Source organism: Arcticibacterium sp. GJ41-1 (genome assembly GCF_055808875.1).
In genome coordinates, this window is record NZ_CM147888.1 from 3,952,421 (window position 1) to 3,973,428 (window position 21,008).

Annotated in this window: 2 protein-coding genes (1 of these 2 cut by a window edge); one reads left to right on the forward strand and one right to left on the reverse strand. The window is 41.9% G+C overall.

The features are described from left to right. A complete protein-coding gene (locus AC0L6O_RS16380; protein WP_473303860.1) occupies positions 1-708 on the forward strand; it encodes an NUDIX hydrolase in 708 nt (235 codons plus the stop codon). Here the strand turns inward: AC0L6O_RS16380 and AC0L6O_RS16385 are convergent. After that, positions 700-21,008, reverse strand: the 3' portion of a protein-coding gene (locus AC0L6O_RS16385) for a DUF7507 domain-containing protein (protein WP_473303861.1). The gene runs 7,150 nt beyond the window's last position; 20,309 of the gene's 27,459 nt are visible here — the last part of the coding sequence; its start codon lies beyond the right edge, outside the window; its stop codon occupies positions 700-702. The two genes, AC0L6O_RS16380 and AC0L6O_RS16385, sit on opposite strands and share 9 nt — an antisense overlap.

Here is a 21,008-nt window from a genome sequence, read left to right on the forward strand (position 1 = left end):
ATGCTTGAATTATACAGCGAACAAACCAAATGTTTAGTGGCTTTGGATTCTATAATCTTTGGTTTTGATGGCTCTAAACTTAAGCTTTTACTAGTAAAAAGGGGGATTGAAGAGAGTAAAGATGTTTGGTCTCTTATGGGTGGCTGGCTGCAGCCAAAAGAAGGCCTTGACCAAGCAGCGAATAGAATTTTAGAGAACTTAACAGGCTTACAAAACATTTATCTGGAACAGGTCAGTACTTTCGGACTCCCAGATAGAGACCCTGTGGAAAGAACTGTTTCTGTTACATACTTTGCGTTAATTAATGTAGAGGATTATGAACAATTCAGTGCTAATTCTCAAAAAGCAAAGTGGTTTGACTTTGACGACTTACCTGAACTTCTTTTTGACCATGGGCAAATGGTAGAAAATGCCATTCAGAGGTTAAGAAACAAAGCCGCTTTTCATCCTTTAGGTTTTGAACTACTTCCTGAGAAATTTACATTACCTCAACTTCAAGCACTTTACGAAGCTATTTTTGACATGGCTTTTGACAAAAGAAACTTCAGCAGAAAAATACTTTCTAGCGGGCTACTAACTAAGCTAGATGAAAAACAGAAGGGTTTTTCAAAAAAAGGAGCCTACCTATATAAACTGAACTCGCAAACTTCCGAAAAAGCTGCGAGTTCAAATCTTTATTTTGTTCCTAGTATCGACTCCTTACTTTAAGCTTTTAGTCTTTTTAAAGGTCATTGGTATACAAACCTCTGTTGGGCAACTACAATTAGCTTCCGGTACCAATGTCACATAGTCTTGGCTACAGCCATTACTATTAAATAATCTCACTGTGAAGGTTTGACCACCTACTTGGTTTGCCAAGTCTCTAATTACAACCCCATCTGCTGGAATAGCTTGAGGTGTTGGACTCGTTGCTAATCCTTCATCAAATGTAGCTCCTTCAGAAATTTGATATGTAACACCAGCACTTGTTGGTACCACTATCACATGGCCATTATCTAAAGTAGTAGCTCCTAAGCATTCAGCCGGCACTCCAGTTACAATTCCAACTGGGATTTCATTAATTGTAATTAAAACTTCCTCAGTAAATTCACAGCCCGTACTACTAGTGTACGTCACAAAATAGGACCCTGAATCTGCTATGGTAGTAGCATTAAGAACTAAATCTCCCGTACTAACTTCTACTCCTTCAAAAATCCACTTAACTGAATTCATACCTAATGGTCGCAAAGCTATAGAGCCACCTTCACATAAAACGTATTGGCTTTCGAATTGTTCAATAAAAGTACAAACCACATCCTCATCATCCTCGACAGGAATCTCATCTAGGTTTCCTGGAGTAGAATTAGGGTCGAAACCATCTGCATCAGATATTTCTGCAAAGTTTTCATAATTTACTCCGTCAAATAATGATGAGATTTCAGCATTGAAAGTAAATACACTATCTGTTCCTGAAGCCAAATTAAATGCCCCCCAAACTATGGTATCTCCAATCATAACACCACCACTTGAAATACTGTCAATGTTTATCAAGCCATTAGGTAGATAGTCATTCACATAAATATTCGTCACAGTATCAGAACCTGAATTGGAAACAGTAATGGTGTAAGTAACAACCTCTCCTACTTTTGGTTTGGTTGTATTTATTTCCTTAGTCAAATTCAAGTCCATTTGTTGATACATGATAGTTATAACCGCTGTATCTGAAAGTCCAGTACTATTCTCCACCAACTCATAAACTATTGGTGTTGGATGACCATAGAAACTATCTTCTGGAGTGAAGGTTACTTCACCTGTCAAGGTATCATAAACAAACGTTCCTTCGCCTGCTACCACTAGTGAGTCTTGGATGCCTGCTGTTGCTGGGTCTAAGTCTACTGTGATATCTGTCAAGTCAACTATTAAGCTTCCGTCACTCAGGCTATCATTCTCGATGATGTTCAAGGTCACTGTAGTTCCTACTACATTGTCCAAGTCTTCATCATTGACCGCTACTGGTGGCTGTTCGTTGTACGTTATCGTAATCGTTGCTGTGCTATCTAAACCTGTTTGGTTTTCAATTAGCTTGTAATTGATTACTGATGGGTCGGTTGTGAATCCTACTTCTGGTGTGAATGTTACTTCACCTGTCAAGGTATCATAAACAAACGTTCCTTCGCCTGCTACCACTAGTGAGTCTTGGATGCCTGCTGTTGCTGGGTCTAAGTCTACTGTGATATCTGTCAAGTCTACTATTAAGCTTCCGTCACTCAAGCTGTCGTTCTCGATGATGTTCAAGGTCACTGTAGTTCCTACTACATTGTCCAGGTCTTCATCATTGACCGCTACTGGTGGCTCTTCTACATACGTTATCGTAATCGTTGCTGTGCTATCTAAACCTGTTTGGTTTTCAATTAGCGTGTAGTTGATTACTGATGGGTCCGTTGTGAATCCTACTTCTGGAGTAAAGGTTACTTCACCTGTCAATGTATCGTAAACAAACGTTCCTTCTCCTGCTACCACTAGTGAGTCTTGGATGCCCGCTGTTGCTGGGTCAAGGTCTACTGTGATATCGGTCAAGTCTACTATTAAGCTTCCGTCAGATAAGCTATCGTTCTCGATGATGTTCAAGGTCACTGTAGTTCCTACTACATTATCCAAGTCTTCATCATTGACCGCTACTGGTGGTTGCTCATTGTAAGTAATCGTGATTGACGCTGTGCTATCTAAACCTGTTTGGTTTTCAATGAGCGTGTAGTTGATTACCGATGGGTCCGTTGTAAATCCTACTTCTGGAGTGAAGGTTACTTCACCTGTCAATGTATCATAAACAAACGTTCCTTCTCCTGCTACCACTAGTGAGTCTTGGATACCTGCTGTTGCTGGGTCAAGGTCTACTGTGATATCTGTCAAGTCAACTATTAAGCTTCCGTCACTCAGGCTATCATTCTCGATGATGTTCAAGGTCACTGTAGTTCCTACTACATTGTCTAGGTCTTCATCATTGACCGCTACTGGTGGCTGTTCGTTGTACGTTATCGTAATCGTTGCTGTGCTATCTAAACCTGTTTGGTTTTCAATTAGCGTGTAGTTGATTACTGATGGGTCCGTTGTAAATCCTACTTCTGGTATGAAGGTGACTTCACCTGTCAATGTATCATAAACAAACGTTCCTTCTCCTGCTACCACTAGTGAGTCTTGGATACCTGCTGTTGCTGGGTCTAAGTCTACTGTGATATCTGTCAAGTCTACTATTAAGCTTCCGTCAGATAAGCTATCATTCTCGATGATGTTCAAGGTCACTGTAGTTCCTACTACATTATCCAAGTCTTCATCATTGACCGCTACTGGTGGCTCTTCTACATACGTTATCGTAATCGTTGCTGTGCTATCTAAACCTGTTTGGTTTTCAATTAGCGTGTAGTTGATTACCGATGGGTCCGTTGTAAATCCTACTTCTGGAGTGAATGTTACTTCACCCGTCAATGTATCATATACAAACGTTCCTTCTCCTGCTACCACTAGTGAGTCTTGGATGCCCGCTGTTGCTGGGTCAAGGTCTACTGTGATATCTGTTGGTAATGGATTGTTGCCATTTGAAAGGGTATCATTTGAAATGATATCAAGAGTTACCGTTGTACCAACAACATTATCCAAATCTTCATCATCCACAGCAACCACATCTTGTCCGATTTCCAATACTTCATCCGCAGTTGGGTCTATAAGAGTTCCACTTATAGGTGTTCCTGTTGCTGTAGCAGTATTTAAAATATCCACACCCGCTGCAATATCTGCCGAGCTTACGATGTATTCCGAAGTCCAAGTAGCCACTTGTCCAGGAGCCAGTGAATCAACTAATTCATCTAAACCAGTATCTATTCCTGTCGTGCTGTGCAATGTAATCGTTCCTAAAGGATTAGTTCCACTATGAACATCCGTCACGTTAACATCCAGAATTGTAACATTACCTATATTTTCTACGTGATAAGTGTAAGTAATTAACTGACCTTCATATACATCCGTAGTATCATCTGCCACTTTCGTTAGGGAAAGTACTGGATTTGAATTGATTGGCGTTCTCGCTGTATCTGATTTTGGTGTTGGTAACTCATCTGTTGTTACCACAGCATTGTTTATCAAAGCTGCTCCTGAATCGATATCGGCTTGTGTTACCGCATAGCTAATTGTGTACGTCCAAGTTTCTGCCGTATCTAGGATGTTGTTCGTATTGATACTTTCTGCTACCGTTGATAGTGTACCTACTGTTCCGTTTGGAAGCGTATCACTTACTACTACGTTTGTTAAGCTTGTGTTACCGGTATTAGTGATAACTACTTCATAGTCGATATTTCCTGATTTTGTCACCGTTGTTTCTCCACCTACTTGTGTCTTAACAATAGTCAAGCTTGGTGTTTGATTTATTGGCGTTCTAGCGGTATCTGATTCTGGTGTTGGTAACTCATCTGTTGTTACTACAGCATTGTTTATCAAAGCTGCTCCTGCATCAATATCGGCTTGCGTTACGGCATAGCTGAATGTATATGTCCAAGTTTCTGCCGTATCTAAAACATTATTGCTATTAATACTCTCGATTGCTCCTGGTAGGATACCTACAGCACCGTTTGGTAAAGTATCACTTACTACTACGTTTGTTAGACTTGTGTTACCTGTGTTCGTTACAACAATCGTGTAATCGATGTCACCTGGCTTCGTTACAGGATTCTCTCCACCTACTTGCGTCTTAACGATGGTCAAGCTTGGTGTTTGACTCGTTGGCGTTCTCGCTGTATCTGATTCTGGTGTTGGTAACTCATCTGTTGTTACCACAGCATTGTTTATCAAAACTGCTCCTGCATCAATATCGGCTTGCGTTACCGCATAGCTAATCGTGTACGTCCATGTTTCAGTCGTATCTAAGATGTTGTTCGTATTGATACTTTCTGCTACGGTTGATAGGGTGCCTACTGTTCCGTTTGGAAGTGTATCACTTACGACTACGTTTGTTAAGCTTGTGTTACCTGTATTGGTCACCACTACTTCGTAGTCGATATTTCCTGGTTTTGTCACCGTTGTTTCTCCACCTACTTGCGTCTTAACAATGGTCAAGCTTGGCGTTTGACTCGTTGGCGTTCTCGCTGTATCTGATTCTGGTGTTGGTAACTCATCTGTTGTTACTACAGCATTGTTTATCAATGCTGCTCCTGCATCAATATCGGCTTGCGTTACGGCATAGCTAATCGTGTACGTCCATGTTTCAGTCGTATCTAAGATGTTGTTCGTATTGATACTTTCTGCTACCGTTGATAGTGTACCTACTGTTCCGTTTGGAAGCGTATCACTTACTACTACGTTTGTTAAGCTTGTGTTACCTGTATTGGTTACTACTACTTCATAGTCGATATTTCCTGGCTTTGTTACCGTTGTTTCTCCACCTACTTGCGTCTTAACAATGCTCAAGCTTGGCGTTTGACTTATTGGCGTTCTCGCTGTATCTGATGCTGGTGTTGGTAACTCATCTGTTGTTACCACAGCATTGTTTATCAAAGCTGCTCCTGCATCAATATCGGCTTGCGTTACGGCATAGCTGAATGTATATGTCCAAGTTTCTGCCGTATCTAAAACATTATTGCTATTAATACTCTCGATTGCTCCTGGTAGGATACCTACAGCACCGTTTGGTAAAGTATCACTTACTACTACGTTTGTTAGACTCGTGTTACCTGTGTTCGTTACGACAATCGTGTAATCGATGTCACCTGGTTTGGTAACTGGATTCTCTCCACCTACTTGTGTCTTAACGATGGTCAAGCTTGGTGTTTGACTCGTTGGCGTTCTCGCTGTATCTGATTCTGGTGTTGGTAACTCATCTGTTGTTACTACAGCATTATTTATCAATGCTGCTCCAGCATCAATATCGGCTTGCGTTACGGCATAGCTGAATGTATATGTCCAAGTTTCTGCCGTATCTAAAACATTATTGCTATTAATACTCTCGATTGCTCCTGGTAGGATACCTACAGCACCGTTTGGTAAAGTATCACTTACTACTACGTTTGTTAGACTCGTGTTACCTGTGTTTGTTACGACAATCGTGTAATCGATTTCACCTGGTTTTGTAACTGGATTCTCTCCACCTACTTGTGTCTTAACAATCGTTAAGCTTGGTGTTTGACTCGTTGGCGTTCTCGCTGTATCTGATTCTGGTGTTGGCAACTCATCTGTTGTTACCACAGCATTGTTTATCAAAGCTGCTCCTGCATCTATATCGGCTTGCGTTACCGCATAGCTAATCGTGTACGTCCAAGTTTCTGTCGTATCTAGGATGTTGTTCGTATTGATACTTTCTGTTACTGTTGATAATGTGCCTACTGTTCCGTTTGGAAGGGTATCACTTACGACTACGTTTGTCAAGCTTGTGTTACCGGTATTCGTTACAACTACTTCGTAGTCGATATTTCCTGGTTTTGTCACCGTTGTTTCTCCACCTACTTGTGTCTTAACAATAGTCAAGCTTGGTGTTTGATTTATTGGCGTTCTCGCGGTATCTGATTCTGGTGTTGGTAACTCATCTGTTGTTACTACAGCATTGTTTATCAAAGCTGCTCCTGCATCAATATCGGCTTGCGTTACGGCATAGCTGAATGTATATGTCCAAGTTTCTGCCGTATCTAAAACATTATTGCTATTAATACTCTCGATTGCTCCTGGTAGGATACCTACAGCACCGTTTGGTAAAGTATCACTTACTACTACGTTTGTTAGACTTGTGTTACCTGTGTTCGTTACGACAATCGTGTAATCGATGTCACCTGGTTTTGTAACTGGATTCTCTCCACCTACTTGCGTCTTAACGATGGTCAAGCTTGGTGTTTGACTCGTTGGCGTTCTCGCTGTATCTGATGCTGGTGTTGGTAACTCATCTGTTGTTACCACAGCATTGTTTATCAAAGCTGCTCCTGAATCGATATCGGCTTGTGTTACCGCATAGCTAATCGTGTACGTCCATGTTTCAGTCGTATCTAAGATGTTGTTCGTATTGATACTTTCTGCTACGGTTGATAGGGTGCCTACTGTTCCGTTTGGAAGTGTATCACTTACGACTACGTTTGTTAGGCTTGTATTACCAGTGTTCGTCACGACTACTTCGTAGTCGATATTTCCTGGTTTTGTTACCGTTGTTTCTCCACCTACTTGCGTCTTAACAATGGTCAAGCTCGGTGTTTGACTCGTTGGCGTTCTCGCTGTATCTGATTTTGGTGTTGGTAACTCATCTGTTGTTACCACAGCATTGTTTATCAATGCTGCTCCTGCATCAATATCGGCTTGCGTTACCGCATAGCTAATCGTGTACGTCCAAGTTTCTGTCGTATCTAGGATGTTGTTCGTATTGATACTTTCTGTTACTGTTGATAATGTGCCTACTGTTCCGTTTGGAAGGGTATCACTTACGACTACGTTTGTCAAGCTTGTGTTACCGGTATTCGTTACAACTACTTCGTAGTCGATATTTCCTGGTTTTGTCACCGTTGTTTCTCCACCTACTTGTGTCTTAACAATAGTCAAGCTTGGTGTTTGATTTATTGGCGTTCTCGCGGTATCTGATTCTGGTGTTGGTAACTCATCTGTTGTTACTACAGCATTGTTTATCAAAGCTGCTCCTGCATCAATATCGGCTTGCTTTACGGCATAGCTGAATGTATATGTCCAAGTTTCTGCCGTATCTAAAACATTATTGCTATTAATACTCTCGATTGCTCCTGGTAGGATACCTACAGCACCGTTTGGTAAAGTATCACTTACTACTACGTTTGTTAGACTTGTGTTACCTGTGTTCGTTACAACAATCGTGTAATCGATGTCACCTGGCTTCGTTACAGGATTCTCTCCACCTACTTGCGTCTTAACGATGGTCAAGCTTGGTGTTTGACTCGTTGGCGTTCTCGCTGTATCTGATTCTGGTGTTGGTAACTCATCTGTTGTTACCACAGCATTGTTTATCAAAACTGCTCCTGCATCAATATCGGCTTGCGTTACCGCATAGCTAATCGTGTACGTCCATGTTTCAGTCGTATCTAAGATGTTGTTCGTATTGATACTTTCTGCTACGGTTGATAGGGTGCCTACTGTTCCGTTTGGAAGTGTATCACTTACGACTACGTTTGTTAAGCTTGTGTTACCTGTATTGGTCACCACTACTTCGTAGTCGATATTTCCTGGTTTTGTCACCGTTGTTTCTCCACCTACTTGCGTCTTAACAATGGTCAAGCTTGGCGTTTGACTTATTGGCGTCCTCGCGGTATCTGATTCTGGTGTTGGTAACTCATCTGTTGTTACCACAGCATTGTTTATCAAAGCTGCTCCAGCATCAATATCGGCTTGCGTTACGGCATAGCTAATCGTGTACGTCCATGTTTCAGTCGTATCTAAGATGTTGTTCGTATTGATACTTTCTGCTACCGTTGATAGTGTACCTACTGTTCCGTTTGGAAGCGTATCACTTACTACTACGTTTGTTAAGCTTGTGTTACCTGTATTGGTTACTACTACTTCGTAGTCGATATTTCCTGGCTTTGTTACCGTTGTTTCTCCACCTACTTGCGTCTTAACAATGCTCAAGCTTGGCGTTTGACTTATTGGCGTTCTAGCGGTATCTGATTCTGGTGTTGGTAACTCATCTGTTGTTACTACAGCATTGTTTATCAAAGCTGCTCCTGCATCAATATCGGCTTGCGTTACGGCATAGCTGAATGTATATGTCCAAGTTTCTGCCGTATCTAAAACATTATTGCTATTAATACTCTCGATTGCTCCTGGTAGGATACCTACAGCACCGTTTGGTAAAGTATCACTTACTACTACGTTTGTTAGACTTGTGTTACCTGTGTTCGTTACAACAATCGTGTAATCGATGTCACCTGGCTTCGTTACAGGATTCTCTCCACCTACTTGTGTCTTAACGATGGTCAAGCTTGGTGTTTGACTCGTTGGCGTTCTCGCTGTATCTGATTCTGGTGTTGGTAACTCATCTGTTGTTACTACAGCATTATTTATCAATGCTGCTCCAGCATCAATATCGGCTTGCGTTACGGCATAGCTGAATGTATATGTCCAAGTTTCTGCCGTATCTAAAACATTATTGCTATTAATACTCTCGATTGCTCCTGGTAGGATACCTACAGCACCGTTTGGTAAAGTATCACTTACTACTACGTTTGTTAGACTCGTGTTACCTGTGTTTGTTACGACAATCGTGTAATCGATTTCACCTGGTTTTGTAACTGGATTCTCTCCACCTACTTGTGTCTTAACAATGGTCAAGCTTGGTGTTTGACTCGTTGGCGTTCTCGCGGTATCTGATTCTGGTGTTGGTAACTCATCTGTTGTTACCACAGCATTGTTTATCAATGCTGCTCCTGCATCTATATCGGCTTGCGTTACCGCATAGCTAATTGTGTACGTCCAAGTTTCTGTCGTATCTAGGATGTTGTTCGTATTGATACTTTCTGTTACTGTTGATAATGTGCCTACTGTTCCGTTTGGAAGGGTATCACTTACGACTACGTTTGTCAAGCTTGTGTTACCGGTATTCGTTACAACTACTTCGTAGTCGATATTTCCTGGTTTTGTCACCGTTGTTTCTCCACCTACTTGTGTCTTAACAATAGTCAAGCTTGGTGTTTGATTTATTGGCGTTCTCGCGGTATCTGATTCTGGTGTTGGTAACTCATCTGTTGTTACCACAGCATTGTTTATCAAAGCTGCTCCTGCATCAATATCGGCTTGCGTTACCGCATAGCTGAATGTATATGTCCAAGTTTCTGCCGTATCTAAAACATTATTGCTATTAATACTCTCGATTGCTCCTGGTAGGATACCTACAGCACCGTTTGGTAAAGTATCACTTACTACTACGTTTGTTAGACTCGTGTTACCTGTGTTTGTTACGACAATCGTGTAATCGATTTCACCTGGTTTTGTAACTGGATTCTCTCCACCTACTTGTGTCTTAACAATGGTCAAGCTTGGTGTTTGACTCGTTGGCGTTCTCGCGGTATCTGATTCTGGTGTTGGTAACTCATCTGTTGTTACCACAGCATTGTTTATCAATGCTGCTCCTGCATCTATATCGACCTGCGTTACGGCATAGCTAATCGTGTACGTCCATGTCTCTGTCGTATCTAGGATGTTGTTCGTATTGATACTTTCTGTTACTGTTGATAATGTGCCTACTGTTCCGTTTGGAAGGGTATCACTTACGACTACGTTTGTCAAGCTTGTGTTACCTGTATTCGTTACAACTACTTCGTAGTCGATATTTCCTGGTTTGGTCACCGTTGTTTCTCCACCTACTTGTGTCTTAACAATAGTCAAGCTTGGTGTTTGATTTATTGGCGTTCTCGCGGTATCTGATTCTGGTGTTGGTAACTCATCTGTTGTTACCACAGCATTGTTTATCAATGCTGCTCCTGCATCTATATCGGCTTGCGTTACCGCATAGCTAATTGTGTACGTCCAAGTTTCTGTCGTATCTAGGATGTTGTTCGTATTGATACTTTCTGTTACTGTTGATAATGTGCCTACTGTTCCGTTTGGAAGTGTATCACTTACGACTACGTTTGTTAGGCTTGTATTACCAGTGTTCGTCACGACTACTTCGTAGTCGATATTTCCTGGTTTTGTTACCGTTGTTTCTCCACCTACTTGCGTCTTAACAATGGTCAAGCTCGGTGTTTGACTCGTTGGCGTTCTCGCTGTATCTGATTCTGGTGTTGGTAACTCATCTGTTGTTACCACAGCATTGTTTATCAATGCTGCTCCTGCATCAATATCGGCTTGCGTTACCGCATAGCTAATCGTGTACGTCCAAGTTTCTGTCGTATCTAGGATGTTGTTCGTATTGATACTTTCTGTTACTGTTGATAATGTGCCTACTGTTCCGTTTGGAAGGGTATCACTTACGACTACGTTTGTCAAGCTTGTGTTACCGGTATTCGTTACAACTACTTCGTAGTCGATATTTCCTGGTTTTGTCACCGTTGTTTCTCCACCTACTTGTGTCTTAACAATAGTCAAGCTTGGTGTTTGATTTATTGGCGTTCTCGCGGTATCTGATTCTGGTGTTGGTAACTCATCTGTTGTTACTACAGCATTGTTTATCAAAGCTGCTCCTGCATCAATATCGGCTTGCGTTACGGCATAGCTGAATGTATATGTCCAAGTTTCTGCCGTATCTAAAACATTATTGCTATTAATACTCTCGATTGCTCCTGGTAGGATACCTACAGCACCGTTTGGTAAAGTATCACTTACTACTACGTTTGTTAGACTTGTGTTACCTGTGTTCGTTACGACAATCGTGTAATCGATGTCACCTGGTTTTGTAACTGGATTCTCTCCACCTACTTGCGTCTTAACGATGGTCAAGCTTGGTGTTTGACTCGTTGGCGTTCTCGCTGTATCTGATGCTGGTGTTGGTAACTCATCTGTTGTTACCACAGCATTGTTTATCAAAGCTGCTCCTGAATCGATATCGGCTTGTGTTACCGCATAGCTAATCGTGTACGTCCATGTTTCAGTCGTATCTAAGATGTTGTTCGTATTGATACTTTCTGCTACGGTTGATAGGGTGCCTACTGTTCCGTTTGGAAGTGTATCACTTACGACTACGTTTGTTAGGCTTGTATTACCAGTGTTCGTCACGACTACTTCGTAGTCGATATTTCCTGGTTTTGTTACCGTTGTTTCTCCACCTACTTGCGTCTTAACAATGGTCAAGCTCGGTGTTTGACTCGTTGGCGTTCTCGCTGTATCTGATTTTGGTGTTGGTAACTCATCTGTTGTTACCACAGCATTGTTTATCAATGCTGCTCCTGCATCAATATCGGCTTGCGTTACCGCATAGCTAATCGTGTACGTCCAAGTTTCTGTCGTATCTAGGATGTTGTTCGTATTGATACTTTCTGTTACTGTTGATAATGTGCCTACTGTTCCGTTTGGAAGGGTATCACTTACGACTACGTTTGTCAAGCTTGTGTTACCGGTATTCGTTACAACTACTTCGTAGTCGATATTTCCTGGTTTTGTCACCGTTGTTTCTCCACCTACTTGTGTCTTAACAATAGTCAAGCTTGGTGTTTGATTTATTGGCGTTCTCGCTGTATCTGATTCTGGTGTTGGTAACTCATCTGTTGTTACCACAGCATTGTTTATCAAAACTGCTCCTGCATCAATATCGGCTTGCGTTACCGCATAGCTAATCGTGTACGTCCATGTTTCAGTCGTATCTAAGATGTTGTTCGTATTGATACTTTCTGCTACGGTTGATAGGGTGCCTACTGTTCCGTTTGGAAGTGTATCACTTACGACTACGTTTGTTAAGCTTGTGTTACCTGTATTGGTCACCACTACTTCGTAGTCGATATTTCCTGGTTTTGTCACCGTTGTTTCTCCACCTACTTGCGTCTTAACAATGGTCAAGCTTGGCGTTTGACTTATTGGCGTCCTCGCGGTATCTGATTCTGGTGTTGGTAACTCATCTGTTGTTACCACAGCATTGTTTATCAAAGCTGCTCCAGCATCAATATCGGCTTGCGTTACGGCATAGCTAATCGTGTACGTCCATGTTTCAGTCGTATCTAAGATGTTGTTCGTATTGATACTTTCTGCTACCGTTGATAGTGTACCTACTGTTCCGTTTGGAAGCGTATCACTTACTACTACGTTTGTTAAGCTTGTGTTACCTGTATTGGTTACTACTACTTCGTAGTCGATATTTCCTGGTTTTGTTACCGTTGTTTCTCCACCTACTTGCGTCTTAACAATGGTCAAGCTCGGTGTTTGACTCGTTGGCGTTCTCGCTGTATCTGATTCTGGTGTTGGTAACTCATCTGTTGTTACCACAGCATTGTTTATCAATGCTGCTCCTGCATCAATATCGGCTTGCGTTACCGCATAGCTAATCGTGTACGTCCAAGTTTCTGTCGTATCTAGGATGTTGTTCGTATTGATACTTTCTGTTACTGTTGATAATGTGCCTACTGTTCCGTTTGGAAGGGTATCACTTACGACTACGTTTGTCAAGCTTGTGTTACCGGTATTCGTTACAACTACTTCGTAGTCGATATTTCCTGGTTTTGTCACCGTTGTTTCTCCACCTACTTGTGTCTTAACAATAGTCAAGCTTGGTGTTTGATTTATTGGCGTTCTCGCGGTATCTGATTCTGGTGTTGGTAACTCATCTGTTGTTACTACAGCATTGTTTATCAAAGCTGCTCCTGCATCAATATCGGCTTGCGTTACGGCATAGCTGAATGTATATGTCCAAGTTTCTGCCGTATCTAAAACATTATTGCTATTAATACTCTCGATTGCTCCTGGTAGGATACCTACAGCACCGTTTGGTAAAGTATCACTTACTACTACGTTTGTTAGACTTGTGTTACCTGTGTTCGTTACGACAATCGTGTAATCGATGTCACCTGGTTTTGTAACTGGATTCTCTCCACCTACTTGCGTCTTAACGATGGTCAAGCTTGGTGTTTGACTCGTTGGCGTTCTCGCTGTATCTGATGCTGGTGTTGGTAACTCATCTGTTGTTACCACAGCATTGTTTATCAAAGCTGCTCCTGAATCGATATCGGCTTGTGTTACCGCATAGCTAATCGTGTACGTCCATGTTTCAGTCGTATCTAAGATGTTGTTCGTATTGATACTTTCTGCTACGGTTGATAGGGTGCCTACTGTTCCGTTTGGAAGTGTATCACTTACGACTACGTTTGTTAGGCTTGTATTACCAGTGTTCGTCACGACTACTTCGTAGTCGATATTTCCTGGTTTTGTTACCGTTGTTTCTCCACCTACTTGCGTCTTAACAATGGTCAAGCTCGGTGTTTGACTCGTTGGCGTTCTCGCTGTATCTGATTTTGGTGTTGGTAACTCATCTGTTGTTACCACAGCATTGTTTATCAATGCTGCTCCTGCATCAATATCGGCTTGCGTTACCGCATAGCTAATCGTGTACGTCCAAGTTTCTGTCGTATCTAGGATGTTGTTCGTATTGATACTTTCTGTTACTGTTGATAATGTGCCTACTGTTCCGTTTGGAAGGGTATCACTTACGACTACGTTTGTCAAGCTTGTGTTACCGGTATTCGTTACAACTACTTCGTAGTCGATATTTCCTGGTTTTGTCACCGTTGTTTCTCCACCTACTTGTGTCTTAACAATAGTCAAGCTTGGTGTTTGATTTATTGGCGTTCTCGCTGTATCTGATTCTGGTGTTGGTAACTCATCTGTTGTTACCACAGCATTGTTTATCAAAACTGCTCCTGCATCAATATCGGCTTGCGTTACCGCATAGCTAATCGTGTACGTCCATGTTTCAGTCGTATCTAAGATGTTGTTCGTATTGATACTTTCTGCTACGGTTGATAGGGTGCCTACTGTTCCGTTTGGAAGTGTATCACTTACGACTACGTTTGTTAAGCTTGTGTTACCTGTATTGGTCACCACTACTTCGTAGTCGATATTTCCTGGTTTTGTCACCGTTGTTTCTCCACCTACTTGCGTCTTAACAATGGTCAAGCTTGGCGTTTGACTTATTGGCGTCCTCGCGGTATCTGATTCTGGTGTTGGTAACTCATCTGTTGTTACCACAGCATTGTTTATCAAAGCTGCTCCAGCATCAATATCGGCTTGCGTTACGGCATAGCTAATCGTGTACGTCCATGTTTCAGTCGTATCTAAGATGTTGTTCGTATTGATACTTTCTGCTACCGTTGATAGTGTACCTACTGTTCCGTTTGGAAGCGTATCACTTACTACTACGTTTGTTAAGCTTGTGTTACCTGTATTGGTTACTACTACTTCGTAGTCGATATTTCCTGGCTTTGTTACCGTTGTTTCTCCACCTACTTGCGTCTTAACAATGCTCAAGCTTGGCGTTTGACTTATTGGCGTTCTAGCGGTATCTGATTCTGGTGTTGGTAACTCATCTGTTGTTACTACAGCATTGTTTATCAAAGCTGCTCCTGCATCAATATCGGCTTGCGTTACGGCATAGCTGAATGTATATGTCCAAGTTTCTGCCGTATCTAAAACATTATTGCTATTAATACTCTCGATTGCTCCTGGTAGGATACCTACAGCACCGTTTGGTAAAGTATCACTTACTACTACGTTTGTTAGACTTGTGTTACCTGTGTTCGTTACAACAATCGTGTAATCGATGTCACCTGGCTTCGTTACAGGATTCTCTCCACCTACTTGTGTCTTAACGATGGTCAAGCTTGGTGTTTGACTCGTTGGCGTTCTCGCTGTATCTGATTCTGGTGTTGGTAACTCATCTGTTGTTACTACAGCATTATTTATCAATGCTGCTCCAGCATCAATATCGGCTTGCGTTACGGCATAGCTGAATGTATATGTCCAAGTTTCTGCCGTATCTAAAACATTATTGCTATTAATACTCTCGATTGCTCCTGGTAGGATACCTACAGCACCGTTTGGTAAAGTATCACTTACTACTACGTTTGTTAGACTCGTGTTACCTGTGTTTGTTACGACAATCGTGTAATCGATTTCACCTGGTTTTGTAACTGGATTCTCTCCACCTACTTGTGTCTTAACAATGGTCAAGCTTGGTGTTTGACTCGTTGGCGTTCTCGCGGTATCTGATTCTGGTGTTGGTAACTCATCTGTTGTTACCACAGCATTGTTTATCAATGCTGCTCCTGCATCTATATCGGCTTGCGTTACCGCATAGCTAATTGTGTACGTCCAAGTTTCTGTCGTATCTAGGATGTTGTTCGTATTGATACTTTCTGTTACTGTTGATAATGTGCCTACTGTTCCGTTTGGAAGGGTATCACTTACGACTACGTTTGTCAAGCTTGTGTTACCGGTATTCGTTACAACTACTTCGTAGTCGATATTTCCTGGTTTTGTCACCGTTGTTTCTCCACCTACTTGTGTCTTAACAATAGTCAAGCTTGGTGTTTGATTTATTGGCGTTCTCGCGGTATCTGATTCTGGTGTTGGTAACTCATCTGTTGTTACCACAGCATTGTTTATCAAAGCTGCTCCTGCATCAATATCGGCTTGCGTTACCGCATAGCTGAATGTATATGTCCAAGTTTCTGCCGTATCTAAAACATTATTGCTATTAATACTCTCGATTGCTCCTGGTAGGATACCTACAGCACCGTTTGGTAAAGTATCACTTACTACTACGTTTGTTAGACTCGTGTTACCTGTGTTTGTTACGACAATCGTGTAATCGATTTCACCTGGTTTTGTAACTGGATTCTCTCCACCTACTTGTGTCTTAACAATGGTCAAGCTTGGTGTTTGACTCGTTGGCGTTCTCGCGGTATCTGATTCTGGTGTTGGTAACTCATCTGTTGTTACCACAGCATTGTTTATCAATGCTGCTCCTGCATCTATATCGACCTGCGTTACGGCATAGCTAATCGTGTACGTCCATGTCTCTGTCGTATCTAGGATGTTGTTCGTATTGATACTTTCTGTTACTGTTGATAATGTGCCTACTGTTCCGTTTGGAAGGGTATCACTTACGACTACGTTTGTCAAGCTTGTGTTACCGGTATTCGTTACAACTACTTCGTAGTCGATATTTCCTGGTTTTGTCACCGTTGTTTCTCCACCTACTTGTGTCTTAACAATAGTCAAGCTTGGTGTTTGATTTATTGGCGTTCTCGCGGTATCTGATTCTGGTGTTGGTAACTCATCTGTTGTTACCACAGCATTGTTTATCAAAGCTGCTCCTGCATCAATATCGGCTTGCGTTACCGCATAGCTGAATGTATATGTCCAAGTTTCTGCCGTATCTAAAACATTATTGCTATTAATACTCTCGATTGCTCCTGGTAGGATACCTACAGCACCGTTTGGTAAAGTATCACTTACTACTACGTTTGTTAGACTCGTGTTACCTGTGTTTGTTACGACAATCGTGTAATCGATTTCACCTGGTTTTGTAACTGGATTCTCTCCACCTACTTGTGTCTTAACAATGGTCAAGCTTGGTGTTTGACTCGTTGGCGTTCTCGCGGTATCTGATTCTGGTGTTGGTAACTCATCTGTTGTTACCACAGCATTGTTTATCAATGCTGCTCCTGCATCTATATCGACCTGCGTTACGGCATAGCTAATCGTGTACGTCCATGTCTCTGTCGTATCTAGGATGTTGTTCGTATTGATACTTTCTGTTACTGTTGATAATGTGCCTACTGTTCCGTTTGGAAGGGTATCACTTACGACTACGTTTGTCAAGCTTGTGTTACCTGTATTCGTTACAACTACTTCGTAGTCGATATTTCCTGGTTTGGTCACCGTTGTTTCTCCACCTACTTGTGTCTTAACAATAGTCAAGCTTGGTGTTTGATTTATTGGCGTTCTCGCGGTATCTGATTCTGGTGTTGGTAACTCATCTGTTGTTACCACAGCATTGTTTATCAATGCTGCTCCTGCATCTATATCGGCTTGCGTTACCGCATAGCTAATTGTGTACGTCCAAGTTTCTGTCGTATCTAGGATGTTGTTCGTATTGATACTTTCTGTTACTGTTGATAATGTGCCTACTGTTCCGTTTGGAAGTGTATCACTTACGACTACGTTTGTTAGGCTTGTATTACCAGTGTTCGTCACGACTACTTCGTAGTCGATATTTCCTGGTTTTGTTACCGTTGTTTCTCCACCTACTTGCGTCTTAACAATGGTCAAGCTCGGTGTTTGACTCGTTGGCGTTCTCGCTGTATCTGATTTTGGTGTTGGTAACTCATCTGTTGTTACCACAGCATTGTTTATCAATGCTGCTCCTGCATCAATATCGGCTTGCGTTACCGCATAGCTAATCGTGTACGTCCAAGTTTCTGTCGTATCTAGGATGTTGTTCGTATTGATACTTTCTGTTACTGTTGATAATGTGCCTACTGTTCCGTTTGGAAGGGTATCACTTACGACTACGTTTGTCAAGCTTGTGTTACCGGTATTCGTTACAACTACTTCGTAGTCGATATTTCCTGGTTTTGTCACCGTTGTTTCTCCACCTACTTGTGTCTTAACAATAGTCAAGCTTGGTGTTTGATTTATTGGCGTTCTCGCGGTATCTGATTCTGGTGTTGGTAACTCATCTGTTGTTACTACAGCATTGTTTATCAAAGCTGCTCCTGCATCAATATCGGCTTGCGTTACGGCATAGCTGAATGTATATGTCCAAGTTTCTGCCGTATCTAAAACATTATTGCTATTAATACTCTCGATTGCTCCTGGTAGGATACCTACAGCACCGTTTGGTAAAGTATCACTTACTACTACGTTTGTTAGACTTGTGTTACCTGTGTTCGTTACAACAATCGTGTAATCGATGTCACCTGGCTTCGTTACAGGATTCTCTCCACCTACTTGTGTCTTAACGATGGTCAAGCTTGGTGTTTGACTCGTTGGCGTTCTCGCTGTATCTGATTCTGGTGTTGGTAACTCATCTGTTGTTACTACAGCATTATTTATCAATGCTGCTCCAGCATCAATATCGGCTTGCGTTACGGCATAGCTGAATGTATATGTCCAAGTTTCTGCCGTATCTAAAACATTATTGCTATTAATACTCTCGATTGCTCCTGGTAGGATACCTACAGCACCGTTTGGTAAAGTATCACTTACTACTACGTTTGTTAGACTCGTGTTACCTGTGTTTGTTACGACAATCGTGTAATCGATTTCACCTGGTTTTGTAACTGGATTCTCTCCACCTACTTGTGTCTTAACAATGGTCAAGCTTGGTGTTTGACTCGTTGGCGTTCTCGCGGTATCTGATTCTGGTGTTGGTAACTCATCTGTTGTTACCACAGCATTGTTTATCAATGCTGCTCCTGCATCTATATCGGCTTGCGTTACCGCATAGCTAATTGTGTACGTCCAAGTTTCTGTCGTATCTAGGATGTTGTTCGTATTGATACTTTCTGTTACTGTTGATAATGTGCCTACTGTTCCGTTTGGAAGGGTATCACTTACGACTACGTTTGTCAAGCTTGTGTTACCGGTATTCGTTACAACTACTTCGTAGTCGATATTTCCTGGTTTTGTCACCGTTGTTTCTCCACCTACTTGTGTCTTAACAATAGTCAAGCTTGGTGTTTGATTTATTGGCGTTCTCGCGGTATCTGATTCTGGTGTTGGTAACTCATCTGTTGTTACCACAGCATTGTTTATCAAAGCTGCTCCTGCATCAATATCGGCTTGCGTTACCGCATAGCTGAATGTATATGTCCAAGTTTCTGCCGTATCTAAAACATTATTGCTATTAATACTCTCGATTGCTCCTGGTAGGATACCTACAGCACCGTTTGGTAAAGTATCACTTACTACTACGTTTGTTAGACTCGTGTTACCTGTGTTTGTTACGACAATCGTGTAATCGATTTCACCTGGTTTTGTAACTGGATTCTCTCCACCTACTTGTGTCTTAACAATGGTCAAGCTTGGTGTTTGACTCGTTGGCGTTCTCGCTGTATCTGATTTTGGTTCTGGAAGTTCTGTTGTAGTAACAACTGCCTCATTTACCAGCATAAGACCATCGTCAATATCGCCCTGACTAACATTATAGGTTATAGTATACTTGAAGTTTTCCCCAATTTCTAAAACACCGTTATTCAAAAGACTCTCTGTAGGACCAGTCAACAAACCAATAGAACCGTTAGGTAAAGTGTCACTTACTGTAACTCCGGTTAAGTCAATATTTCCCGTATTGACAACTTCAATTTCATAATCAATTGCTCCTGGAGATGAAACAGGATTTTGACCCGCTACCTGACTCTTTTCTATTGTTAAACTAGGACAAGGTGTAAATATCACTTCTCCACTTGCAGTTGTTTCACAACCATTAGCGTCCCTTACTGTAACATTATAAGTACCTGTTGATACGTTCAATAAGTCCTTAGCATCATCAAAGTCACCAGTTCCATCATTATCCCAATCATAAGAATACCCAGATGTTCCGCCTCCAACAGTTAAAATAATATCTCCAATAGTTTCTGTACACCCTAAAGTATAATCCGCAGCAGATGCACTTAAAGCAACTGCTGGCTCTGTAATCGTTACTGTTGTTGTTCCTGTACAGAACTTGCCATCTGTTGCAGTTATCGTATAAGTTCCTGCTGGGGCTGATAAACTTGAACCTGTTACCGTGCCGCCTGTGCTTGTGAAAGTATAAGAAGCATCTCCGCCTGTTGCTGATAATGCTGCACTTCCATCAGCTCCCTTACATAAAGCTGCGGTTGGTGTTGCAGTTGCTTCAACAGCAGTCGCTTCGTCTATCGTTACACTCGTCGTGGCGGTACATCCATTCCCATCGGTAACTGTTACAGAATACGTTCCTGCTGATAAACCTGAAAGGTCTTGTGTTGAGGCTGAATTACTCCATGCATATGTATAAGTTCCTGTGCCACCACTTGCAGAAAGGTCTATTGAACCTGTGCTCGCTCCATTACAGGTTACGTCTACTTTGGTGTTGCTTAAAACTATCGCTGTCGCTTCGTCAATCGTAACACTTGTTGTTGCGGTACATCCATTCCCATCAGTCACGGTTACTGAATACGTTCCGGCTGATAAACCTGAAAGGTCTTGTGTTGTTGCTGCGTTATTCCATGCATATGTATAAGTGCCTGTTCCTCCACTTACTGAAAGGTCTATTGAACCAGTGCTCGCTCCATTACAGCTTACGTCTACTTTGGTATTGCTTAAAACTATCGCTGTCGCTTCGTCAATCGTAACACTCGTCGTTGCGGTACATCCATTACCATCGGTAACGGTTACTGAATAAGTGCCGGCTGATAAACCTGAAAGGTCTTGTGTTGTTGCTGCGTTATTCCATGCATATGTATAAGTGCCTGTTCCTCCACTTACTGAAAGGTCTATTGAACCAGTGCTCGCTCCATTACAGCTTACGTCTACTTTGGTATTGCTTAAAACTATCGCTGTCGCTTCGTCAATCGTAACACTCGTCGTTGCGGTAC